The organism is Burkholderia humptydooensis (assembly GCF_001513745.1).
GTDB lineage: Bacteria > Pseudomonadota > Gammaproteobacteria > Burkholderiales > Burkholderiaceae > Burkholderia > Burkholderia humptydooensis.
The window spans coordinates 445,470-468,190 of record NZ_CP013380.1 but is presented as its reverse complement, the minus strand read 5'-3'; the positions used below and the strand labels follow the sequence as shown (position 1 = coordinate 468,190).

Sequence of the window (22,721 nt, the reverse complement as noted above, 5' to 3'; positions counted from 1 at the left end):
GCGGTCGTCCGCGAATCTCGCGTCACGCTCGCTCAATCGCCACCGCCATACCCGCCCGACGACGCCGGCAGACTGAGCGTGCCCGAATCGGTGAAGCGCACGCTGCCGAACATTCCGCCCGCGAGCTTGCCGCGCAGCACGTAGGGCAGCTTGCCGGATGCCGTCACGTCCGCGAGCCCGAACGCCTGCCGCGCGGCCGAGAACGCGGAGACCGTGACCGGTACGCTCAGCACCTGTTCGCCGAAGCGCGGCACCGTGCCCCGCGCGTCGCTCACGCCGCTCGCGAACGGCCGGCCGTTCAGTTCGAGATCGAGCGCGACGCCGTCGTAGTCGATCTGCGCGTCGTTCGGATTCTGCAGCCGCAGCTTCACGTCGAAGCGCATTTCGAGCCCCTGCCCGACGAGCGGCTCGATACCGACGACGCTCACGCGCACGGGATCATGCGCGGTCAGCGCCGCGCATCCGCCAAGCGCGAGCAGCGCGGCGAGCGTGGCAAACAATAGTCCAGCGAACGAGCGGGAGCGGTACCAGACATGCATCGACGACGATCCTCGAAACAGGGCGCGGGAGCCGCCATTTTAACCAGCGCCCGCACGACGCCCGCGGAACCGCCCGCGTGCCGCCCGGCACGCAACTCCCACCTTTCGTAGTTCGCCGATCGACTTCCCGCATGCTCCGTGCGCGCACTACGAACATTCAATTAGCACCATTCGCGGATTAAACATTCCGAAAATGAAATTGGAGGAAGAAATCGAAAAGCCGCCTCTCATCAAATTTTTTTTGATTCCTTTACGTTAATCCATCAAGTATATTGAGCCATCTTTCGAATTGCCTGACATTCCTTAAAGCAGCTTGACGAAGCTGACGTTCCGCCTGGAGAGGGGCGGATGGCCTTCGCCACGCCACATGGGATTGTACAGGCGACGAAGGCCGCCGGGCGCGCGTTCCGCCGCACCGGCCATCATTCACAAACCAGAATCAAAAGGGGGCACCCAATCATGATTAACTTCACGTAAGAATCCTGCAGTCTTTTCAAATATAACCGGGGTAATTCATTTCGCTGTCGATTGACGGCGGAGGCGAACTATTGCCCGTCGAATTCATGCAGGACCGGACGATTTCTTTTCAATTCGAGGTTCAGTATGTGGATAAACAATCGTAGATTGCGATATCTGTCCCTGCTCGGCGCGCTCGCGCTCGCCGCCTGCGGCGGCGACGACGGCGGCACCGGCTCGGCCGTGTCGCTCGGCGCCGCGCACAGCCCGTCGAACGGCGCGAACGGCAACGCAGCCGCGCCCGCCGCCGCAGTCGACAAGAGCACGAAGCCCGTCGAAATGCCCGACACCGTCGTGCCCGTCAACTACAAGCTCTGGTTCCGCCCGAACGCGGACCTGAATCAATTCAGCGGCCGCGCGGATGTCGAGATCAAGGTGCTCAAGCCCGTCAACGCGATCGTCGTCGCGGGCCACCGGATCCAGTTCACGAACGGCAAGACCACGCTGCAGCCCGGCAACGTGCAGTTGGTCGCGACGCCGCAGGACAAGGGCGACTTCTATCAGTTGCGTCCCGCGAGCGGCCAGATCGCCCCGGGCAACTATTCGCTGCATATGGAGTGGCAAGGGATCATCAACTTCAAGTCATACGACGACCCCGTCAATCACACGGGCGGCAGTTGCGGCAACGATCCGTATCCGGGCTGCTCGGCGGCCGAAGGAATCTTCCGCGTCGACCTGAAGAGCACCGACGGCACGACGAGCGGCGCGATCCTCACGCAGGGCGAAACGAACCTGTCGCGTCAATGGTTCCCGGGCTGGGACGAGCCCGCGTTCCGGCCGACCTATGAAGTGACGGCCGAAGTGCCGCAGGCATGGCGCGTCGTGTCGAATGCGGCCGAATTGCCGTCGGCGAACGTCGGCGGCGGCTACAAGCTGGTGTCGTTCGAGAAGACGCCGCCGATGCCGTCGTATCTGCTGTTCTTCGGCGGCGGCCTGTTCGACGTGCTCGAAGACGACTTCTCGAGCCCGCTGCCGGACGGCCGCGGCCTGCATCTGCGCATCTTCACGCCGCCCGGCATGCGCGAATGGGCACGCCCCGCGATGCAGCGCACCAAGCAGGCGCTCGATTACTACTATCGCTACACCGGCATTACGCTGCCGCTCAAGAAGTTCGACACGGTGGCCGCAAACGACGCGTTCAAGGACCAGAAGGGCCTGAACTTCGGCGGCATGGAGAACTGGGGCTCGATTCTCGAGTTCGCCGACGACATCCTGCCCGAACCGGGCAAGCCGATGTCGCGCTACGGCAACCAGGTGCTCACGCACGAAGTCGCGCACCAATGGTTCGGCGATCTCGTGACGACCGACTGGTGGGACGACGTTTGGCTGAACGAATCGTTCGCGCGCTTCTTCGAAACGAAGACGACGATCCAGTTCTTCCCGGACGAGTTCAACTGGCTCGATCACGTCAGGTCCAAGTATCGCGTGATCAACAAGGACATCAGCGCGGACGCGTTCCCGATTCAGCCGAACTTCAACGGCTGGGCGTCGAACGACTTCGTCGTGAGCGCGAGTTCCTTCGTCTATAACAAGGGCGGCATGGTGCTGAAGATGCTCGAGGGCTATCTCGGCGAACAGACGCTGCGCAAGGGCCTCCAGCAGTACCTGAACGACTATGCGTTCGGAAACGGCACGCCGAAGCGTCTGTGGGATGCGCTCTCCGCCGCGAGCGGCCAGCAGGTCGGCCCGATCGGCGACAGCTTCGTGCGTCAGACGGGCGTGCCGCTGCTGACGCTCGACACGCAATGCGATCTGACGAAGAACCAGAATGTCGTGACGCTCAAGCAGTCGCCGTTCCCGAACAAGAACAAGTATCCGGGCGCGCAGTGGACGATCCCCGTCACGCTCGCGTTCGGCGACGGCCTCGTCAATCGCAAGACGCTCGCGCTGAAGGATACGCAGACACAGATCCGCCTCGACGGCTGCTCGGCCGTCGTCGCGAATCCGAGCGGGTTCGACTACTACGTGACGAACTACAGCGATGCCGCGTGGAGCGCGCTCCTCACGCAGATCAATGCGTCGACGGACCCGGTGCTGCTGCTGAACCTGAAGAGCGAGGCCGCGCTGCTCGTCGCGTCGAATCTCGCGCCGCCTTCCCGCGAGACGAGCATCTCGTCGATCAATTCGCCGGCCGCGATGAAGCTGCGTCAGGTGCCGTCGATCCTCGAGACGCCGAAGGAACGCCCGCAACTGCGTTACCAGGGCGAGTTCACGCCGCGGCAACAGCGGACGGAATAAGCGGTTCGCGAACGTCGCCGCTCGACTCCGCCGCCGCGGCGTGCATGCGGCGGCGGAGAAACGGCAAGGCTATGATTCGCGATGCGAAGCAAATCATGCGGGCCTCCGATTGGAGGCCCGTTTTTATCTTCGCTGTCCCGTCGAAATCGACGTTCGAACGACGCCTCGAAACGATGTCCGTACTCGGTCATTTCAAATAATCGGTAATCGGGCGTACACAATACCCTCATTCGGCGCGTCGAATCTTTAAAGCATTTGACAATTTCCTGGACGAAAAGCAAATCCAATCGGTCCACCGCCTGCTCGCCAACCACACTTCCGGCGTGGCGCAAACGGCTTCTCGATCTCGTCCGCAGCCCGCCCCGCCTGATCTCGAATCATTCGATCTTTATAAGCATTTCATCGTGTTTTTCAGGCGCGCTTTAAACGCCGATTAAACGGACGAACTGCACCTCGTTGATGAGTACGCTACCGAACTTAACAGTTCAAACCGACCTTCGATAATTGCGTCACGACAACGCGAGCATCGAAACATGCCGCCGCGTCTTAGTGAATTCGCTGAACCCGCGCAATCGCATTCGCTCGATCGCGCGACGCGCCGCACGGCAGGCGCGCCGCAACCGGTCGACGCGCGTTGCCTGCGGCTCGGCGCCGTTCGTCGACGATCGAATCGCGATGCCCGACGACGAACGAACGTTGCTATTCATCCAAGAGCAAGTTCGGGGGGCCGATTGACGACGAAGGCAGAGGAACACAGCGTGGATCACGCATCCGGCGCATCGCGATCCGAATCGACGATGCGCCGAGCGCAAGGACGACACGGTCATCAGGCGTCGCGGACGGATCGGCGCGCCGCGCATCGATCCGCTCACCGCGACGAGCGATGACCGAAGACCGGATTGATTTGCAGCGCTGCGTGAACGGCGTCGCAGATCTGCCCCGCCAGATGGGCCATCTGGCAATTACTTGGAGAAAGGCAATGCAAGAGCTCAACCAACAAGAGATCGATCTCGTCGGCGGCGCAACGGTGGGCGGCGGTCTGATCGGCGGCCTCACGGGCCTGATCGGCGCTTACGGCGGCGCGCTGTACGACCTCGGCGCGAACCTGACGGGCGACCTCGTCGGCTTCGCGACGGGCGTGGTCCAGATCGGCGAAACGCTGGTCGGCGGCACGCTCGGCAACCTCGCGAGCATCATCACGGGCCCGAAGGCGTAACACCACCACATCGATGATCGATTGAGCGCCGGCAGATCCCTCTCTTCTTGTCTCGGCCGCTCGATGGATTTTCCAGCCACCTGCACATCATTCGGAGATTCACTATGCAAGAACTCAATCAACAAGAAATCGCCATGGTCGGCGGCGCTTCGCTCCTGACCAACCTGGTTGGCGCGATCGGCAACGAAGTGCTGCTGCTCGGCCAATCGGCCTACAATTTCGGCGCGAACCTGACCGACAGCGCAGGCGCGATCCTGACGCACACGGTCGACGGCATCGCCGGCGCGCTGACCAGCACGGTCGGCATCATCCAGGGCGTGCTGACGGGCAACTGATCGCGTCGCCACGCGACGACTATCGCAGCCGACGCGCCGAACGATCCTCCGGCGTCGACAGCTTAGTTAGTCATGCTGAGTGCGTGCCCGGCCCCGTCGCCGGGCACGCATGCCGAACGATTTCACCTTGCCTGCGCCGCCACACGCCATATCCGGCGCATGCGCGATCCGCAGCCCGCGGACACCGCGCCCGACATCCCCAAGCCGATCGCTTTCCGCTCGAATCGTCCGGCGCGCTGGGGGAAAGATTTCAAATATCGTCAAAACGTAGACCAACGCGCTTTCCTGTTCGACCAGGCTCCGATACCTTCTGATGCGACGCCAACGAATTCGAATCGTCCGCATCCGAGGCCAGGGCCGCCGCGCTTTTCAGCGAGTGGCCGCCGCGGACAATTCGTCGATGAAACGCCGAACGCCGCCTGCGCATCGCGGCTCCGTTCGCCGGGACATCGTCACGACATCCATGACGAGCCAGACATGCACGAATCGACTCGAGCACGCATCGAAGTCACAGCGCGCAGCGCGCGCCCCATCGACGCGGCGCGCGCACCCGCCTGAGCACGACGCGACCCCGCTTCGCGACGATCTACACGTTACTTTCGGCAGTCCTCCATGACGCCCAACACTCCACTCTTTCGCACGGCCGCCCAGGAAGCGCAGCGCACGCAGACGCTCGGCGAGATCGTGCTGATCCGCCCCGTGACGTTCGCCGTGCTTGCGAGCGCGGCCGCGAGCATGGCGCTCGGCGTGATCCTGCTCTTCACGTTCGGCACCTATACGCGGCGCACGACGGTCGACGGCGTGCTCACGCCGGACACGGGCCTCGTCAAGGTCTATGCGCAGCAGACGGGCGTCGTGCTGAAGAAGAACGTCGTCGAAGGGCAGCACGTGACGCGAGGACAGGTGCTCTATACCGTATCGACCGACCTGCAGAGCGCGGCCGCGGGACAGACGCAGGCCGCGCTCATCGAGCAGGCGCAGCAACGCAAGACATCGCTGCAACAGGAACTCGACAAGACCCGTCGCCTGCAACAGGACGAGCGCGACACGCTGCAATCGAAGATCGCGAGCCTGCGCGCGGAACTCGCGGGCATCGACGATCAGATCGCCGCGCAACGCACGCGCACGTCGATCGCGGCCGACGCCGCGTCGCGCTACGCCGGCCTGCTCGCTCAGGACTACATCTCGAAGGATCAGGCGCAACAGCGCCAGGCCGATCTGCTCGATCAGCGCTCGAAGCTGAACAGCCTGATGCGCGACCGCGCGAGCGCGTCGCAGGCGCTGAAGGAGGCACTCAACGATCTGTCGGGGCTGTCGCTCAAGCAGCAGAACCAGTTGTCGCAGATCGACCGCAGCGTGATCGACGTCGATCGCACGCTGATCGAAAGCGAAGCGAAGCGCGAGTTCGTCGTCACCGCACCGGAAACGGGCACCGCGACCGCGGTGATCGCCGAGCCGGGCCAGACGGCCGACACGTCGCATCCGCTCGCGAGCATCGTGCCGACGGGCGCGCACTGGCAGGCGTATCTGTTCGTGCCCAGTGCGGCGGTCGGCTTCGTGCACGTCGGCGATCGCGTGCTCGTGCGCTATCAGGCGTATCCGTATCAGAAGTTCGGCCAGTACGAAGCGAGCGTCGTGTCGATCGCGCGCACCGCGCTGTCGGCGGCCGAGCTCGCGACGAGCGGCGGGCCCGCCGCGCAGACGGCGAGCGGCACGTACTACCGGATCACGGTCGCGCTGAAGTCGCAAAGCGTGATGGCATATGGCCGGGCGCAGCCGCTGCAGGCCGGCATGGCGCTGCAGGCCGACGTCCTGCAGGAACGCCGCCGCCTGTACGAATGGGTGCTCGAACCTCTTTACAGCCTGACGGGCAAACTCTGACGCGCTCCAAGCCTATGTCACTCCTCGATCGTCTCTCGTTCGGCATCGGCAGCAAGCTGCCGATGATCCTGCAGACCGAAGCGGCCGAATGCGGCCTCGCCTGTCTCGCGATGGTTGCCGGCTTTCACGGCCATCACATCGACCTCGCAACGATGCGCGCGCGCTTCCCCGTGTCGCTGAAGGGCGCGGGCCTCGGCCGCGTGATCGACATCGCGCAGCGCCTCGACCTCGGCACGCGCGCGCTGAAGCTCGATCTCGACCAGCTCGGCCAGTTGCGCGTGCCCTGCATGCTGCACTGGAACTTCAACCATTTCGTCGTGCTGAAGGAGATCAGCGGCAAGCACGTGATCATTCACGATCCGGCGCAGGGCGTGCGCAAGCTGTCGTTCGACGAAGCGTCGCGCTCGTTCACGGGCGTCGCGCTCGAGCTGTGGCCGACGGGCAGCTTCAAGCCGCGCGAGGCTGCGCCCGCCGTGAAGCTGCGCCAGTTGCTCGGCCCCGTGTCCGGGCTGTCGCGCTCGCTCGGCCAGATCCTCGTGCTCGCGATCGCGCTCGAAGTGTTCACGCTCGTCTCGCCGTTCTTCCTGCAATGGGTGATCGACGAAGTGATCGTCAGCGCCGATCGCGACCTGCTGACCGTGCTCGCGCTCGGCTTCGGCCTGTTGCTGCTGATGCAACAGGCGACGAGCGCGATCCGGGCGTGGGCGCTGATGTATCTCGGCACGACGCTCAACGTGCAGTGGCGCGCGAACGTGTTCACGCACCTGCTGAATCTGCCGGTTCAATATTTCGAGCGCCGCCATCTCGGCGACGTCGTGTCGCGCTTCGGCTCGATCGACACGATCCAGCAGACGATGACGACATCGTTCCTGTCCGCGGTGATCGACGGCCTGATGACGATCGTCACGCTCGGGATGATGTTCGTCTACAGCCGCACGCTCGCGTTCGTCGCGCTCGGCACGATGGCGCTGTACGCGCTGCTGCGCTGGCTCTGGTACCGGCCGCTGCGCCGCGCGACGGAAGACCAGATCATTCACACCGCGAAGCAGCAGAGCCACTTCCTCGAAACGGTGCGCGGCGTGAAGACGATCAAGCTGTTCAATCGCCAGACCGAGCGCCGTTCGAGCTGGCTCACGCTGCTCGTCGAGCAGATCAACGCGGGCCTTCACGCGCAGAAGCTGCAACTGCTGTATCAGCAATTGAACGGCCTGCTGTTCGGCCTCGAAGGGCTCGTCATCATCTGGCTTGGCGCGCGGCTCGTGATGGACGGCGAATTCACGGTCGGCGTGCTGATGGCGTTCAACGCGTACAAGGGGCAGTTCGACAGCCGCGTCGGCAGCCTGATCGACAAGTTTTTCGAAGTGAAGATGCTGCAGCTTCAGGGCGAGCGGCTCTCCGACATCGTGTTCGCAAAGGGCGAATCCGACGTGGGCGTGCGCCACGTGCCGGGCGAAGCGGAGAATCTTTCCGCGAGCATCGAAGCCGACAACCTCGTGTTCCGCTACGCCGAAGGCGAGCCGGCCGTGCTAGACGGCGTGTCGCTGAAGATCGAGCCTGGCGAGTCGGTCGCGCTGATCGGCGCGTCGGGCTGCGGCAAGACGACGCTCGTCAACGTGCTGCTCGGCATCCTCGAGCCGACGGGCGGCAAGATCAGGATCGGCGGCGTCGACGTCGAGCGCCTCGGGCTCGACCGGCTGCGTTCGCTCGTCGGCACCGTGCTGCAGGACGACGTGCTGTTCGCGGGCTCGATCGCCGACAACATCAGCTTCTTCGATCCGGACGCCGATCCGAAGTGGATCGCCGAATGCGCGCAGCTCGCGGCCGTGCACGCGGACATCGTCGCGATGCCGATGGGCTACAACACGCTCGTCGGAGACATGGGCACGGTGCTGTCGGGCGGGCAGAAGCAGCGCGTGCTGCTCGCGCGTGCGCTCTACAAGCGGCCGAAGATCCTCGTGCTCGACGAAGCGACGAGCCACCTCGATCTGCAGCGCGAGCGGCAGGTGAACGCCGCGGTCGGCGCGCTGAAGATGACGCGCGTGATCGTCGCGCACCGGCCGGAGACGATCGCGTCCGCGTCTCGGGTGATCATGCTCGACGCGGGCAAGGTCGCGCTCGACAAGCCGACGGCCGCGCTCGCCGCAGCGCCGAGGCCGGCCGCGGCGCCCGCTCCGGCCGCCGCTCCCACGCCGGCTGCGACGCAACCGATCACGGGGCGATGATCGCGATGACGCCAGCACGCACTCTCGTCATGGTCGGCGCGCTCGCGCTCTTCGCGTCGCATGCGGCGCACGCGCAATGGCTCGATATTTACGGAACCAGAAAGAATGTGTCCGCTTCACCCGCCGCACCTCTGCTGAAGAACGCGACATGCCAGCCCGAAGCGGCGAGCCGTCCGATCGAGCTCGAAGACGCGATCCTGCAGGCGATCTGCGCGAACCCGCAGGCGCGGCGCGCGTGGGCGGACGCACGCGCGCAGGCGGCGCAGGTCGGCGTGAAAGAAGCCGCCTATCTGCCGACGCTGAATGCCACAGGCGGCATCCAGCGCAATTGGCAAACGACTACCTACGAAGTCAGTAACGGCATCGAATCGGCATCGGTGGATCAATCGCAGATTCAGACGAGCCGCTATGGCGCGCTGAACCTGAGCTGGGTGCTGTTCGATTTCGGCAAGCGCAGCGCGGCGCTCAGGCAGGCGCGCGAACTCCTCGCCGCCGCCAACGCGACGCAGGACGACACGTTGCAGACGATCCTCTTCAACGCCGCGCAAGCGTATTACAACTTGCGCGACGCGCAGGCGGCCGTCGACGCGGCACGCACGACCGAACGCGTCGCGCAGGACAGCCTCACCGCGGCGAAGGCGAAGCACGACGCCGGCGCCGGCACACTGAGCGATCGGCTACAGGCGCAGACGAGCTACCGCCGCGCGGTGCTCGACCGCGTGAGCGCCGAGGGCGACGTGCGAAACGCGACGGGCGCGCTCGCGGCCGCAATGGGGCTCGACGCGAACACGCCGCTGCAGATCGCGACCGCCGAGCCGCCCGTCGACCGCAACGAATTCGCGGAAGGCGTCGCGCAATTGATCGACGAAGCGAAGCGGCAGCATCCGAAGCTCGTCGCCGCGCGCGCGAAGCTCGACGCGGCGCACGCGAACATCGACGCGGTGCGCGCGCAGGGCCGCCCGACCATCTCGTTGACCGGCAGCCTCAGCCGCAACAGTCCCTCCTATCAGCAACAGCCCGGCCTCCAGACCACGGCAAGCCACGGCAGCATGATCGGCGTGCAGGTGACGATTCCGCTCTTCGAGGGCTTCGCGTCGGGCTACCGCGTCGCGGCCGCGCAGGCGCAGGCCGACGCGCAGGAAGCCGATGTGCGGAACACCGAGTTGAACGTATCGCTCGACGTATGGAAGAGCTACCAGAGCCTGCAGACCGACACCGCAAATCTCGACAACTCGAAGGACCTGCTCGGCGACGCGCAGCGCTCGCTCGACATCGCCCGTGGCCGCTACAAGGCGGGCGTCGGCACGTTCACGGAGCTGCTCAATGCGCAGACGGCGCTCGCCGACGCGCAGAAGCAACGCGTGCAGGCGATATCGAAATGGCGGACTGCGCGGCTCAAGCTCGCGGCGAGCCTCGGCAGCATCGGCCTGTGGTCCGCGCATTGAAAGAACGTGAATGCGGCGGCGTCGCGTTCACGCCCGGAATGACGAAGCGACTGCCGGATGCCGAGACGCGCGCCGCGATTCGACATCGGCGCGGAAAAACGCAAGATTGAAAGGCCGGCGAGAGATGCCGACCGAAAGCGCGACGCGTTCGCGTCACGCGCATCACGTCACGGCTGGCGGTTCTGCGTCGCGGAAGTCGGGCACGCCGGATCTTTGCCCCAGTGGTTTTCACACACGCGCCAGCGGCACAGTTGATCCTCGAAGAAACCACGCTCGCTGCACTCCTTCACGCGCGCAGCAAGCGATGCATCGGCGGATGCGGTTGCGGTTGCCGCCGCCGCGGCCTTCTTCGGCGTCGCGTTTGCGCTCGACTTCGCCGCATCGGCAGACTTCGCCGCGTCGGCCGGCTTCGTGCGCGCGACGAGCGCGGCGAGCAGATCGGCGTCCGGATCGTCCTTCCCGTTCTTCTTCGCAGCGGCCTCGCGGCGCGGCTTTCTCGCTTGCGCGGCTTCCGCGGTCTGGGTCTTTTCGTGGCGCTTGCGCGCCGCGGCCTCCGCCTTCGCGTGCACCGCGTCCTGCTTGTCCTGTTTCGCGGCGGCGCTCTTCTCCCCGCGTTTCGCCGGCTTCGCTGCTGCAACCGCAGCCGCGGCCGCCGTCGCGCCCGCGATGGCCCCGGTCGTCGACACGTCGGACGCGCCGTTCGCGAGCGCGCGCGACAGGCGGCTCTCGCCGCCCGCCGAAGCGGCAGCGGCCGGCTTCGCATCGCTCGCGACGTTGTCGTCATTGACGATCGTCGCAGGCTGCGGCGCCGATGCCTGCGCAACCTGCGCCGCGCTCGCCGGCACGGCGTGGCTCGCGCCCGCCGCCGCGACGGCGGGCGCCGACGCCGACGCGACTTCGGCCGATTCAGCGGAAGGCTGCTGCAATCGCCATGCGCCCCACCCGGCTACCGCGACGACGGCGAGCGCGACAAGCGCGATCGGCCCTTTGCGCGAACGCGGCGCGTTTTCGGTCTGGGGGGAGACGCGGCCTTCAAGATTCGCGAGAATACGCGAGTTGTTCGCGCCGCTCTCTTTGCCGGCATCGGAAGAAAGCAGGCTAGGCGGGGCTTTCGAATTCGAATCGTCCGACGCGCTCATTCAGTGTCTCGTTGAATCCTGGTTTAATTCGCCGCAATAATATTGTCCCGGCCTACGCGGAAGCAGGCCTGATTCTAAGATCAAGCATTGCAAATTACAATCGATTCCATATTCCGGGGTTTTCTTTGATCGCCGTCGTTCTAGTCGCCTATTTCGCCGTCGCCGTCCTCGCTGCGGCGCTGCTGTTATTGCCGGCAGTGCGCGCGACGGTATTCGATTCGGTCGCCCAATTTCATGGCCGAATCAGCCGGCGCGCATCCGATCGCGCGGCCCGTGCGCGCGAGCGTCTCGCGCAATCGGCAAAAATGTCGCGCTCGACTTTAAGCGGCATGCAAAATTTACTAGTGCGGCGGCGCTTGCTGATTGCGACCACGACAGGTATTCTTGCGACGCCTCCATTGATTGCTATCGCGTTGCGCGGTCGGCAACTATTCCAATACGACGATACATTGCGCGTCCCGGACGAGAAAATCGCCGCGCTTTTAAAAGGCGAGCAGCTCGTTCCGCCGCTGCCGCTGCCGCCCGAAGTCTTCGCCACCAGCGAGGTCGAGCAGGTCAGGCCCGCGCTGAAGGACGCAAGCCGCGATTGGAACTTGCTCGACACCGATTTCAGAACGCGCCTGCTGCTCGTCTACAAGATCATGCGCGAGCAGCACGGCTATGAAATGGCGCTGCTCGAAGGCTACCGCAGCCCCGAGCGGCAAAACCGATTGGCGCAAATGGGCGGCAACGTCACCAATGCGGCGGCGTTTCAGAGTTATCACCAATACGGACTGGCGGCTGACAACGCGTTCCTGCGCGACGGCAAGCTCGTCATCTCGGAAAAAGATCCGTGGGCCATGCGAGGCTATCAGTTGTACGGACAAGTCGCCGAAGAGGTCGGCTTGACCTGGGGTGGCCGATGGAAAATGATGGACCTCGGACACGTCGAATACCATAAGCCCGGCTTCAAGCTCGGGCGCTCGTCCGCTCGATGAAGGACGAGCAGTAAATAATGAGGGCGGCATGGGGCTACCAGACATCGCGACGGGATCACAATCCGGCATTCATTCGATCGACGCGCGACGCTCGATGGGCGCACCGCGCGCGAGCATGCCGTCGCACGTCCCGCTACGGCGGCCCTTCTTCTCCCCAGACGCAGTCGCGACAACGTGACGTCACCCGACGCCGTCACGCTTGTCGATGCGCGCCCATCGCGCGGCGCACACGTTTCGCGCCGTCACCCCATCGCCTGAACCGAATCTGAATCGCACCGGAACCTGAACGTCCTATGCAACGCTTCCTCAACGTGTTGACTCACCCTCGCACGCTCACGATCGTCGGCTTCGCCGCGCTCGCGGCGGTTCTGTTCATCGCGGCCGATGCGCTACAGATCGGCCTCGTATGGGCGGCCGTCGCGCTCGCCGCCGCGCTCGCGCTCTGGCTCGCGACGAAGCTCTGGCGCCGCTGGCGCGTGCGCCGCGCGAACCGCCAGCTCGGCGACATCCTCGAGCAGCAGGCCGAAACCGGCAAGGTATCCGCCGCCGTGGCCGAACCCGCGAAGCGGGCGGACCTCGACGTGCTGCGCACCCGCCTCGCCGACACGGTGAAGACGATCAAGACTTCGAAGATCGGCCAGGTGTCGGGCGGCTCCGCGCTGTACGAACTGCCGTGGTACATCGTGATCGGCAACCCGGCCGCGGGCAAGAGCAGCGCCGTCATCAACTCGGGGCTGCAGTTTCCGTTCGCGGACAAGAACAGCGCGGTGATCCACGGCATCGGCGGCACGCGCAACTGCGACTGGTTCTTCACGACGGAAGGCATCCTGCTCGACACCGCGGGCCGCTATTCGGTGCACGAGGAAGATCGCAGCGAATGGCTCGGCTTCCTCGATCTGCTCAAGCGCCATCGCCCGAAGGCGCCGATCAACGGGATCATCGTGACGGCGAGCATCGCCGAGCTGACGGGCAACCGCCCCGAATTCGCGATCAATCTCGCGAAGAACCTGCGCCAGCGCGTGCAGGAGCTCACCGAGAAGCTCGAAGTGTTCGCGCCCGTCTACGTGATGTTCACGAAAGCCGATCTGATCACGGGCTTCACCGAATTCTTCAGCAGCAACGATCGCCAGGAATACGACCGCGTGTGGGGCGCGACGCTGCCGTACGAGCCGGACGAGAAGCGCGACGTCGTCGCGCTGTTCGATCAGCGCTTCGAAGAACTGTATGACGGGCTGAAGGAAATCAGCGTCGCGCAACTGTCGATCAGCCGCGGCAACAAGCTTTCGCCCGGCCAACTGAGCTTCCCGCTCGAATTCTCGACGATCAAGCCCGCGCTGCGCTCGTTCCTCGCGACGCTGTTCGAGGACAACCCGTTCCAGTACAAGCCGATCTTCCGCGGTTTCTACTTCACGAGCGCGCTGCAGGAAGGCGAAACGAACAGCGCGGCCGCGCAGCGGATCGCGAATCGCTTCGGCCTCGATTCGCAAAGCCTGCCGAAACCGCACAGCGCGTTCTCGAAGAACGGCTTCTTCCTGCGCGACCTGTTCTCGAAGGTGATCTTCGCGGATCGCCAGACGGTGCGCCAGTTCGCGAGCCCGACGAAGACGCGCATGCGCTACGCGACGTTCTTCGGCTTCGTCGCGGCGCTCGCGCTCGCGCTCGGCGGCTGGACCTGGTCGACGATCGGCAACCAGCAGCTCGTCTCGAACGTGCAGGCCGACCTCGACAACGTGACCCGTCTGCAGCAGAACCGCAACGACCTGCAGTCGCGCCTGCAGGCGATGGACATCCTCGAGGACCGGATCGAGCAGCTCGAGCAGTTCCGCCGCGACAAGCCGCTGTCCGTGTCGCTCGGCCTGTATCAGGGCAATCGGCTCGAGCAGCATCTGCTGACCGAATACTACAACGGCGTGCGGCAGATCCTGCTCGCCCCCGTGTCGGACAATCTCGCGTCGTTCCTGAAGGACGTGAACGCGCATCCGGACCAGCTCGCGCCGATGACGCGCGCGCCCGAATCGGGCGCGACGCCGGCGGGCCCGATGCCGGTGTCGACGAATCCCGCGGCGCCGGGCGCGGCCCCGTCCTCCGCCGCCGCGCAGGGCCAGCAGCAGGGCGGCCTCTATAACGACGCGTCGCCGACCAACGTCGAGGACGCGTACAACGCGCTGAAGACCTACCTGATGCTGTCCGACAAGCGGCACGTCGAACAGGCGCACCTGACCGACCAGGTCGCGCGCTTCTGGCGCGGCTGGCTCGAGACGAATCGCGGCAACATGCCGCGCGACGAGATGATCAAGAGCGCGGAGCGGATGATCACGTTCTACCTGTCGCGCGTGTCCGACAACGACTGGCCGATGATCGAGGCGAATCTCGCGCTCGTCGACCAGACCCGCGAGAACCTGCGCCACGTCGTGCGCGGAATGCCGGCCCGCCAGCGCGTGTATGAAGAGATCAAGGCGCGCGCGTCGACCCGCTTCGCGCCGATGACGATCGCGCGCATCGTCGGCGAAGGCAACACGGGCCTCGTCGCGGGCAGCTACGCGATCCCCGGCACGTTCACGCGCGAGGCGTGGTTCCAGTACGTGCAGCCGGCGATCCGCGACGCCGCGACGAAGGAGCTGCAGGCGAAGGACTGGGTGCTGAACACCGCATCGGCCGACGACCTGACGCTCGAGGGCAGCCCCGAGCAGATCCAGAAGACGCTCGTCGCGATGTACAAGACCGAATACGCGCAGCACTGGCAGAAGTTCATGCAGGGCATCGCGGTGCAGGGCTTCGGCAACTTCACTCAGGCGGTCGACGCGATGAACAAGCTCGGCGACCCGCAGGATTCGCCGATCCGCAAGGTGCTCGAGACCGCGTACGACCAGACGTCGTGGGACAACCCGTCGCTCGCGAACGCGACGATCAAGAAGGCGCAGACGGGCGTCGTGAACTGGGTCAAGCGGTGGTTCACGCGCCAGCCGGGCGGCCAGATCGCGGCGAACGTCGACATCAACGGCAATCCCGCCGACGTGCCGATGGGCCCGATCGGCCAGGAGTTCGTCGGGCTCGGCCGGATCGTCGCGACGCGCGACGGCACGTCGATGCTCAAGGGCTACATGGACACGCTGTCGAAGGCCCGCACGCGCTTCAACGTGATCAAGAACCAGGGCGACCCCGGCCCCGGCGCGCGTCAGTTGATGCAGCAGACGCTCGACGGCAACGGCTCGGAACTCGCCGATTCGCTGAAGTTCGTCGACGAGCAGATGCTGACGGGCCTGACCGATTCGCAACGCAAGGCGCTGCGTCCGCTCCTCGTGCGGCCGCTGATGCAGGCGTTCGCGGTCGTGATCCAGCCGGCGAGCGTCGAGGTGAACAAGGTGTGGAACGCGCAGGTGTACCAGCCGTTCCAGAACTCGCTCGCGAACAAGTATCCGTTTGCGGCGGGCGCGAAGGTGGAAGCGGGCGCGGGCGAGATCGCGCAGGTGTTCGGCCCCGACGGCTCGATCGCGAAGTTCGTCGGCACGACGCTCGGGCCGCTCGCGGTGCGCCGCGGCGACACGCTGTCCGCGCGCACCTGGGGCGACATGGGCCTCGTGCTCACGCCGGACTTCACGAGCGGCTTCGCGCGCTGGGTCGCGCCGCTCGCGGGCGGCGCGGCGACGGGCGCAGGCGCGTCGTCCGAGCCGCAGACCGTGTTCCAGGTGTTGCCGCAGCCTAGCAGCGGCACGACCGAGTACACGATCGCGATCGACGGCCAGCAACTGCGCTACCGCAACACGCCTCCGCAATGGATGAACTTCGTGTGGCCGAACCCGCAGGGCTCGCCCGGCGCGACGCTGTCCGCGACGACATTCGACGGCCGCACGGTGCAGCTCGTCAACGAGCCGGGCCGCTACGGCCTCGAGAAGCTGATCAACTCGGCGCAACGCAAGCGCCGTCCGGACGGCACGTTCGATCTGACGTGGACGCAAGGCAACGTCAGCGTGTCGGTGACGATGCGCATCATCAGCACGTCGCAACCGACGGGCGGCGGCGGCGATCAGCCGCAGCAGCAGAGCCTGCGCGGCCTGCGCCTGCCGTCGTCGGTCGCCGACGCGAGCGCGGGCGGCGCGGCCAATGCAACGGCGCAGCCCGGCTCGGGCGCCGCGGCCGCGGCCCCGCAGGCCGCCGTCGCGACGGCTTCCGCATCGAACGCACAGGGGGCGCAATGACGCAAACGGTCCAGGCCCAGATCGCCTACTTCGGCAAGATCCCGTCGCGCGGCGACTTCGTGAAGAGCGCGCACAACCCGCAGTTGCTGCAGACGCTCGACCACTGGATCGCGCGCGCGATGGAGCTCCTCGCCGACGACCCGCGCTGGAAGATCGTCTACGAAAGCGCGAAGCCGATGCACTTCGCGTTTCTCGGCTCGAAGAGCCGGCTCGCGATCGCGGGCCACATGATCGCGAGCCACGACGCATCGAACCGGCGCTTCCCGTTCCTCGCCGCGACGGCGCTCGAAGTCGAGCGGCCGCTCACGTTCCTTGCGCGCAGCCCGCTCGCGTTCGCGCGGCTCTGGTCGCGCGCCGCCGCGCAGATGCAGTCGCTCCTCGGCCCGCAGGAGCCGCCCGGCGCGCTGCAGGCGCTCGGCGACACGCAGGTGCCGATCGACACGGGCGGCCCGGGCAGCGCGCACGACGGCACGTTCAACGATTTCATCGAGCACCAGACCCTCTTCGGCCTCGAGCAGATGCTGCTCGCGAGCGGCCATCCGGTGAAGCTGCGCGGCGCGATGCTCGCGCTCGGCTCGCTGCTGCGCCCGGTGATGCAAAGCGGCACGTCGCACATCGAGCGCGGGCTCACGCTGCCGCTGCCGACCGATCCGTTCTACCGGAGCCTCGTCGCCGCGTTCTGGCTCGAGCTCGTCGCGCCGTTCGTGTCGCGCGCCGACTTCGAGCTCGCGATCTTCATCGGCACGATCGCCGAGCGCGAGCGGCTCATCATCGGCTTCAACGGCGCGTCCGCGAAGACCCTGCACAGCGTGGTCGATCCCCAGACTTACGCCGAACACAACATCGACATCGACGATCCGGAATGGATCGACGCACATGCGCAAAACGACCATGGGATCAGCAAGCTCGTCAGTTATCTCGATCAACCGCAACTGTCGCTGCGCGTGTGCATCGACACGTTCCGCGAAGCATTCGCCGGAGCGTAATGCGATGACGAAGCCGCGCCTCTCCTCCCGCCCCGCTTCCCGTTTCGCGCTCGTGCTCGCCGCGCTCGCGCTCGGCGGCACGCTGGGCGGCGCCGCGCGCGCCGACAACGTCGGCCCCGCAACCGTCACGCCGATCGACGCGGGCGGCGTGCCCGTGAAAGCGACGCCGCTCGCCGCGCCCGCCGCGGTGGCAAACGGCGCGGCCGCGCACGCGGGTGCGGCCGTGGCGTCGCCGCCGCCGGCGAATGCGACGCCGGGCCAGGTCGTCGCCGGCGGCAAGGTCGCCGACGAAGCGACGAAGGCCGCCGTGCTGCAGCGCCTGCGCGACACGTACGGCGCCGCGAACGTCGTCGACCAGATCGAAGTCGGCGACGTCGCGACGCCGCCGAACTGGTCCGCGAACGTCCAGAAGCTGATCGGCCCGCAACTGAAGCAGATCAGCAAGGGACAGTTGAAGATCGACGGCACGCAGATCGACGTGAAGGGCGAAGTGCGCAACGAAGCGCAGCGGCAGCAGCTCGCGAGCGACATGGCGAACGCGCTGAACCCGACCTACACGATCAAGAACGGGTTGCGCGTGAGCGCGTCCGAGCAGGGTCTCCTCGACCAGACGCTCGCGAACCGCACGATCGAGTTCGAGACCGGCAGCGCGACGCTCACGCCGCAAGGCCGCGCGATTCTCGACCAGATGGCGGCCGCGCTCGCGAAGATGTCGAACCGGACGGTCGAGATCATCGGCCACACCGACAATTCGGGCAATCGCACGTCGAACATCGCGCTCAGCCAGGCGCGCGCGGATGCAGTGAAGGGCTATCTGGTGGCGAAGGGCATCGCGTCGCAGCAACTGACGACGACGGGCGTCGGCCCCGACCAGCCGATCGCGTCGAACGACTCGGCCGACGGGCGCGCGCGCAACCGCCGGATCGAATTCCGCGCGGGGCAGTAAGCGGCGCGCCGCCCGCACGCCCCACATCGACGACATCCGCGATATCGATGCCATCGCCGTCATCGGCGCATCGTCGATACGGAAATACAAAAAGAAAATACAAGAAAGCGACGGATGATCCCTCGGGACCTCTCCGTCGCTTTTTTTCGCGGCCGGCCGACGCGCTCCGGCCTGCGCTCACGCGTTGTCGTCCGGCTTCAGGCCGAGCAGCTCGCGGATATGCGCGAGCGAGCCGTCGTCCTTGACGACCGACGCGAGCCATTGATGCAGCGGCATGTCCGCCCACTCGGCCGCCTTGTCGGCGAGGTACGCGACCGGGCTGTGCGGCTCGGTCCCGCGGAAATACTTCGCGACCGCGCGCAACTGCTCGACCGCCTGCGCACGATTCTGGATGCCGGCGATCACGAGCGGCGCGGGCGCGGACGGCGCGTGTGCGTGTCTCTGCACGGGGTCCTCCGAATGAAGCGGCGTCTTGAAGCTCGGCTCCGCGCGCTCTTGCGACGCGCCCGGCGCATTCGGCGCGACGGCCTGCGGCTGCGCGTCGGCCGAGTAGCCCTGCTCCTTCGCGAAGCGCTCGGCGAGCCGGTAGACGGTGTCGTACGCGTCGCGCGCCTGCCGAAAGCTCGGCGCCGCGTCGCCCGCGCGCTGGCCGAGTTCCTGCTCGAGCGCGTCGAGCGCCGCCTGGAACGTTTTCAGCTCGCCGAGCAGCCGCGCATAGAACGCGACGGACGTCATCCGCTTCGACGCCTCGATCTGCTCGACCGACGGCTTGCCGCGCGCGATCTCGCTCGCCTGCTCGGGATCGCGCCGGATCGCCTGCGCGACGTGTTGCGCGACGTCCCAGTCGAGCTCGCTGAACGCGTTCGACGCGCCGTCGGTGAGCGGCACCGCGCGCAGCAGCTCGACTGTGCGCCCGGCGAGCCACGCGATGTTGCCGAGCCGGTACTCGGCGTCGTCGCCGTCGGGCAGCGGATGCACGTGATCCCAGAATTGCCGGCAAAGGCTCGTGAGCAGTGCGTAGCCCTGCGTGAGCCCGCCGATGCCGTCCTCGAGCGCGAGCGCCTCGGTCAGCCACACCGCGAGCCGCAGATCCTTGGTGCGCTCGCGCAACAGCGCGCTCGATTGCTCGACGACGAAGCTCCAGTCCGCTTCCTTGATGTCGGTGATCCACTCGCCCTGGTCGAGCGACGGATCGTCGAACTTGCGCGCGTGCTGGATCGCGTCGAATTCGGCGGAGAAGAGGAGATCGTCGCCGCACGGCGACGCTTCGCTGATCGGCGTCAGCAGCTCGGAGAGGTTGATCGGCATGGTCGAATGCTATGTCAGTGCGTTGCGGCGTCCATCGTTGCGTGAAGACACGCGCGGCGCGTGACGCGCGCGCCGCGCGCCGGTCTTACTCGACCGTGTACTCGAACTCGCCCGTCTCGGCCGCACGCGCGGCGATCCGCGCGATCGCCGCGCCGTCGGCGATGCGCGACAGCACGTGCTCGGCGATCTCCGGCAGCAGCGTGCCGTTCAGGATGTGATCGACGTTGCGCGCGCCCGAATCGACTTCGGTGCAGCGCGCGAGCACGGCGTCGACGAGCGACTCGTCCCATTCGAACGCGGCCTTGTGGTTCGCTTCGATCCGGCGGCGAATCCGTTCGAGCTTCAGCTCGATGATCTCGGCGAGCACGTCGTCGGAGATCGGATAGTACGGAATCACCTTCATCCGGCCGAGGAACGCGGGCTTGAAGGTCTTGTAGAGCTGCGGGCGCAGCGTCTCGGCAAGCGTCTCGGCGTCGGGCAGCTCTTCCGGCGCCTTGTTCAGGCACACCTGCATCACCGCCGACGAGCCGACGTTCGACGTCAGGATGATCAGCGTATTGCGGAAGTCGATCTCGCGGCCTTCGGCGTCGTCCATCGCGCCCTTGTCGAACACCTGGAAGAACATCTCGAGCACGTCCGGATGCGCCTTCTCGACTTCGTCGAGCAGCACGACCGAATACGGATTGCGGCGCACCGCTTCCGTCAGCACGCCGCCCTCGCCGTAGCCGACGTAGCCGGGCGGCGAGCCCTTCAGGCCCGACACGCTGTGCGCCTCCTGATACTCGCTCATGTTGATCGTGATCATCTTGCGTTCGCCGCCGTACAGCACGTCGGCGAGCGCGAGCGCGGTCTCGGTCTTGCCGACGCCCGATGGCCCGACGAACATGAACACGCCGCGCGGCTTGTTCGGGTCCTCGAGGTTCGCGGTCGCGGTGCGCACGCGCTGCGCGATCGCATCGAGCGCGTGGTCCTGGCCGATCACGCGCGCGCCGAGCAGCTCGCGCAGATTGAGCACGGTCTCGATCTCGTCCTTCACCATCCGGCCGAGCGGAATGCCCGTCCACGACGCGACGATTTCCGCGACGACATGGCCGTCGACCTGCAGCGGCACCATCGGCCGGCTGCCCTGCAGCGCGCGCAATGCGCCGACACGCTCGGCGAGCTTCGCGCGCGTCGCGTCGACGTCGGCCGGCCGTCCGTCGGCGGACGGCTCGCGCGCGGCGTCGAGCTCGGCGCGCAGCGCGCCGATTTCGGTCACGAGCGCGCGCTCCTCTTCGTAGCGCGCCTCGTCGTCGGCAAGCGCCTTCAGATCGGCTTCGCGCGCGTCGCGCAACTCGGCGAGGCGCTCATCGTGCACGGCGCCGCTCGCGGCCTCACGCTCGAGCGCCGCGATCTCCGCGTCGATCCGCTCAATGCGCTTTTTCGCATCGTCGATCGCGGCAGGCGTCGCGCTGTGCGCGAGCGCGACCTTCGCGCACGCGGTGTCGAGCACGCTGATCGCCTTGTCCGGCAGTTGGCGGCCGCTGATGTAGCGATGCGACAGCCGCACCGCCTCGGTGATCGCGTCGTCGAGAATCCGCACGCTGAAGTGCTGCTCCATCAGCCCCGCCATCCCGCGCAGCATCGCGGCGGCGAGCGGCTCGCTCGGCTCCTCGATCTTCACAACCTGGAAGCGCCGCGCGAGCGCCGCGTCCTTTTCGAAGTACTTCTTGTATTCGCTCCACGTCGTCGCCGCGATCGTGCGCAGCTCGCCGCGCGCGAGCGCCGGCTTCAGCAGGTTCGCCGCGTCGTTCTGGCCCGCCTGCCCGCCCGCGCCGATGATCGTGTGCGCTTCGTCGATGAAGAGAATGATCGGATGCGCGCTCTTCTTCACTTCGTCGATCACGCTCTTCAGGCGATTCTCGAACTCGCCCTTCACGCTCGCGCCCGCCTGCAGGAGGCCCATGTCGAGCACGTGCAGCGCGACGCCGCGAAGCGGCGGCGGCACGTCGTCGGCCGCGATCCGCAGCGCGAGCCCTTCGACGACGGCCGTCTTGCCGACGCCCGCCTCGCCCGTCATGATCGGATTGTTCTGCCGGCGGCGCATCAGGATGTCGATTGCCTGGCGAATCTCCGCGTCGCGGCCGATCACCGGGTCGATCCTGCCTTCGCGCGCGCGCTGCGTGAGGTTCGTCGTGTACGTGTCGAGCGCCGGCGTCTTCGACGGGCCGCGCGGCGCGCCGCCCGACGCGGCCGCACCGTCCGGCGCCGCCCCGTCGGCATCGGCCTGCCGCGGCTCGGCTTCGGCCGAGCCCGCGGCGATCTCGTCGAACTTGTGCTTCAGATCGTCGACGCGCACGCGCGCGAACTGCGACGACATCCGCTGCGCGAACTGCGCGAGATCCGGCCCCGTCAGCAGCGCAAGCAGCAGATGGCCCGAGCGAATCCGGCCGATCTGCGAATCGAGCGACGCGATGAGCCACGCCTGCTCGAACAGCTCGGTCAGATGCACCGAGAACACCGGCGTGCGCGTGTTGCCCGTCTTCAGTCCTTCGAGCTCGCGTTCGAGATCCGCGCGCAGCGCGTGCGGATCGACGCCGCTCGCGCGCAGCACGAGGGGCACGTCGCCGGTCGATTCGTCGAGCAGCGCGAGAAACAGGTGTTCGAGATCCACTTCGTAGTGACCGCGTGCGAAGCAGTGGCTGGCGGCGCGCTCGGCGGCCTTCCGGCACACCGGATTCAGTTTCGCGATCAGGGTCTTCAGGGGCGTGCTCATCGGTTACGGTCCACTCAGGTTC

16 protein-coding genes are annotated in these 22,721 nt (G+C 66.4%); 12 read left to right on the top strand and 4 right to left on the bottom strand.

Annotated features, from left to right (window positions below; genetic code table 11):
* Positions 1 to 32: 32 nt before the first annotated feature.
* Complete coding sequence (locus AQ610_RS02200; RefSeq protein ID WP_043283301.1) at positions 33 to 539, bottom strand: LEA/WHy family protein; 507 nt, start codon at positions 537 to 539, stop codon at positions 33 to 35.
* A gap of 603 nt (positions 540 to 1,142) precedes the next feature.
* Between AQ610_RS02200 and AQ610_RS02195 the strand changes: the two genes are divergently transcribed.
* From AQ610_RS02195 to AQ610_RS02165, 8 genes are all read left to right on the top strand, one after another.
* The gene (locus AQ610_RS02195) at positions 1,143 to 3,293 is read left to right on the top strand and encodes a M1 family metallopeptidase (RefSeq protein WP_006029404.1); all 2,151 of its coding nucleotides are present in this window, start codon (positions 1,143 to 1,145) and stop codon (positions 3,291 to 3,293) included.
* A 504-nt stretch (positions 3,294 to 3,797) separates the two neighbouring features.
* Positions 3,798 to 4,028 (top strand): hypothetical protein, encoded by a 231-nt coding sequence (locus tag AQ610_RS35730; protein ID WP_043283300.1) that lies wholly within the window; start codon positions 3,798 to 3,800, stop codon positions 4,026 to 4,028.
* A gap of 244 nt (positions 4,029 to 4,272) precedes the next feature.
* Positions 4,273 to 4,509 (top strand): hypothetical protein, encoded by a 237-nt coding sequence (locus AQ610_RS02185; RefSeq protein WP_009913733.1) that lies wholly within the window; start codon positions 4,273 to 4,275, stop codon positions 4,507 to 4,509.
* Positions 4,510 to 4,613: 104 nt separating this feature from the next.
* Positions 4,614 to 4,844, top strand: a complete 231-nt coding sequence (locus AQ610_RS02180; protein WP_006029401.1) for a hypothetical protein — start codon at positions 4,614 to 4,616, stop codon at positions 4,842 to 4,844.
* 159 nt (positions 4,845 to 5,003) lie between these two features.
* A complete protein-coding gene (locus AQ610_RS35725) occupies positions 5,004 to 5,402 on the top strand; it encodes a hypothetical protein (RefSeq protein ID WP_156436714.1) in 399 nt (132 codons plus the stop codon).
* Between the two features lie 54 nt (positions 5,403 to 5,456).
* A complete protein-coding gene (locus AQ610_RS02175; protein WP_006029400.1) occupies positions 5,457 to 6,725 on the top strand; it encodes an HlyD family secretion protein in 1,269 nt (422 codons plus the stop codon).
* Between the two features lie 14 nt (positions 6,726 to 6,739).
* Complete coding sequence (locus AQ610_RS02170) at positions 6,740 to 8,947, top strand: peptidase domain-containing ABC transporter (RefSeq protein WP_006029399.1); 2,208 nt, start codon at positions 6,740 to 6,742, stop codon at positions 8,945 to 8,947.
* Positions 8,944 to 10,392: a TolC family protein gene (locus AQ610_RS02165; protein ID WP_006029398.1), complete on the top strand. Its 1,449-nt coding sequence runs from the start codon at positions 8,944 to 8,946 to the stop codon at positions 10,390 to 10,392. Before AQ610_RS02170 ends, AQ610_RS02165 begins: the two co-directional genes overlap by 4 nt.
* Positions 10,393 to 10,559: 167 nt before the next feature.
* On the opposite strand, the gene AQ610_RS02160 is transcribed toward AQ610_RS02165, so the two are convergent.
* Positions 10,560 to 11,531, bottom strand: coding sequence for a hypothetical protein (locus tag AQ610_RS02160; RefSeq protein ID WP_006029397.1), 972 nt, complete (start codon positions 11,529 to 11,531; stop codon positions 10,560 to 10,562).
* A 125-nt stretch (positions 11,532 to 11,656) separates the two neighbouring features.
* Between AQ610_RS02160 and AQ610_RS02155 the strand changes: the two genes are divergently transcribed.
* The 4 genes from AQ610_RS02155 (at position 11,657) to AQ610_RS02140 (ending at position 18,636) form a co-directional block, all read left to right on the top strand.
* Positions 11,657 to 12,508, top strand: coding sequence for a M15 family metallopeptidase (locus AQ610_RS02155; RefSeq protein WP_006029396.1), 852 nt, complete (start codon positions 11,657 to 11,659; stop codon positions 12,506 to 12,508).
* A 293-nt stretch (positions 12,509 to 12,801) separates the two neighbouring features.
* A complete protein-coding gene (tssM, locus tag AQ610_RS02150) occupies positions 12,802 to 16,704 on the top strand; it encodes a type VI secretion system membrane subunit TssM (protein ID WP_006029395.1) in 3,903 nt (1,300 codons plus the stop codon).
* Entirely contained in the window at positions 16,701 to 17,690 is a 990-nt protein-coding gene (tagF, locus tag AQ610_RS02145; protein ID WP_006029394.1) for a type VI secretion system-associated protein TagF, read from the top strand. The genes tssM and tagF overlap by 4 nt, the downstream gene beginning before the upstream one ends.
* A gap of 4 nt (positions 17,691 to 17,694) precedes the next feature.
* Positions 17,695 to 18,636, top strand: a complete 942-nt coding sequence (locus AQ610_RS02140; protein WP_006029393.1) for an OmpA family protein — start codon at positions 17,695 to 17,697, stop codon at positions 18,634 to 18,636.
* A gap of 177 nt (positions 18,637 to 18,813) precedes the next feature.
* Here AQ610_RS02140 and tssA read toward each other — a convergent pair whose 3' ends face one another.
* Together tssA and tssH are read right to left on the bottom strand one after the other, a co-directional pair.
* The gene (tssA, locus tag AQ610_RS02135) at positions 18,814 to 19,944 is read right to left on the bottom strand and encodes a type VI secretion system protein TssA (RefSeq protein ID WP_006029392.1); all 1,131 of its coding nucleotides are present in this window, start codon (positions 19,942 to 19,944) and stop codon (positions 18,814 to 18,816) included.
* An 85-nt stretch (positions 19,945 to 20,029) separates the two neighbouring features.
* Positions 20,030 to 22,699 (bottom strand): type VI secretion system ATPase TssH, encoded by a 2,670-nt coding sequence (gene tssH / locus AQ610_RS02130; protein WP_006029391.1) that lies wholly within the window; start codon positions 22,697 to 22,699, stop codon positions 20,030 to 20,032.
* Positions 22,700 to 22,721: the final 22 nt, after the last annotated feature.

Excerpts from the sequence above, each read along its gene's own strand:
- AQ610_RS02200 (WP_043283301.1), bottom strand. The coding sequence starts at position 539 with ATGCATGTCTGGTACCGCTCCCGCTCGTTCGCTGGACTATTGTTTGCC.
- AQ610_RS02195 (WP_006029404.1), top strand. The coding sequence starts at position 1,143 with ATGTGGATAAACAATCGTAGATTGCGATATCTGTCCCTGCTCGGCGCG.
- AQ610_RS02185 (WP_009913733.1), top strand. The coding sequence starts at position 4,273 with ATGCAAGAGCTCAACCAACAAGAGATCGATCTCGTCGGCGGCGCAACG.
- AQ610_RS02180 (WP_006029401.1), top strand. The coding sequence starts at position 4,614 with ATGCAAGAACTCAATCAACAAGAAATCGCCATGGTCGGCGGCGCTTCG.
- AQ610_RS35725 (WP_156436714.1), top strand. The coding sequence starts at position 5,004 with ATGCGCGATCCGCAGCCCGCGGACACCGCGCCCGACATCCCCAAGCCG.
- AQ610_RS02175 (WP_006029400.1), top strand. The coding sequence starts at position 5,457 with ATGACGCCCAACACTCCACTCTTTCGCACGGCCGCCCAGGAAGCGCAG.
- AQ610_RS02170 (WP_006029399.1), top strand. The coding sequence starts at position 6,740 with ATGTCACTCCTCGATCGTCTCTCGTTCGGCATCGGCAGCAAGCTGCCG.
- AQ610_RS02165 (WP_006029398.1), top strand. The coding sequence starts at position 8,944 with ATGATCGCGATGACGCCAGCACGCACTCTCGTCATGGTCGGCGCGCTC.
- AQ610_RS02160 (WP_006029397.1), bottom strand. The coding sequence starts at position 11,531 with ATGAGCGCGTCGGACGATTCGAATTCGAAAGCCCCGCCTAGCCTGCTT.
- tssM (WP_006029395.1), top strand. The coding sequence starts at position 12,802 with ATGCAACGCTTCCTCAACGTGTTGACTCACCCTCGCACGCTCACGATC.
- tagF (WP_006029394.1), top strand. The coding sequence starts at position 16,701 with ATGACGCAAACGGTCCAGGCCCAGATCGCCTACTTCGGCAAGATCCCG.
- AQ610_RS02140 (WP_006029393.1), top strand. The coding sequence starts at position 17,695 with ATGACGAAGCCGCGCCTCTCCTCCCGCCCCGCTTCCCGTTTCGCGCTC.
- tssA (WP_006029392.1), bottom strand. The coding sequence starts at position 19,944 with ATGCCGATCAACCTCTCCGAGCTGCTGACGCCGATCAGCGAAGCGTCG.
- tssH (WP_006029391.1), bottom strand. The coding sequence starts at position 22,699 with ATGAGCACGCCCCTGAAGACCCTGATCGCGAAACTGAATCCGGTGTGC.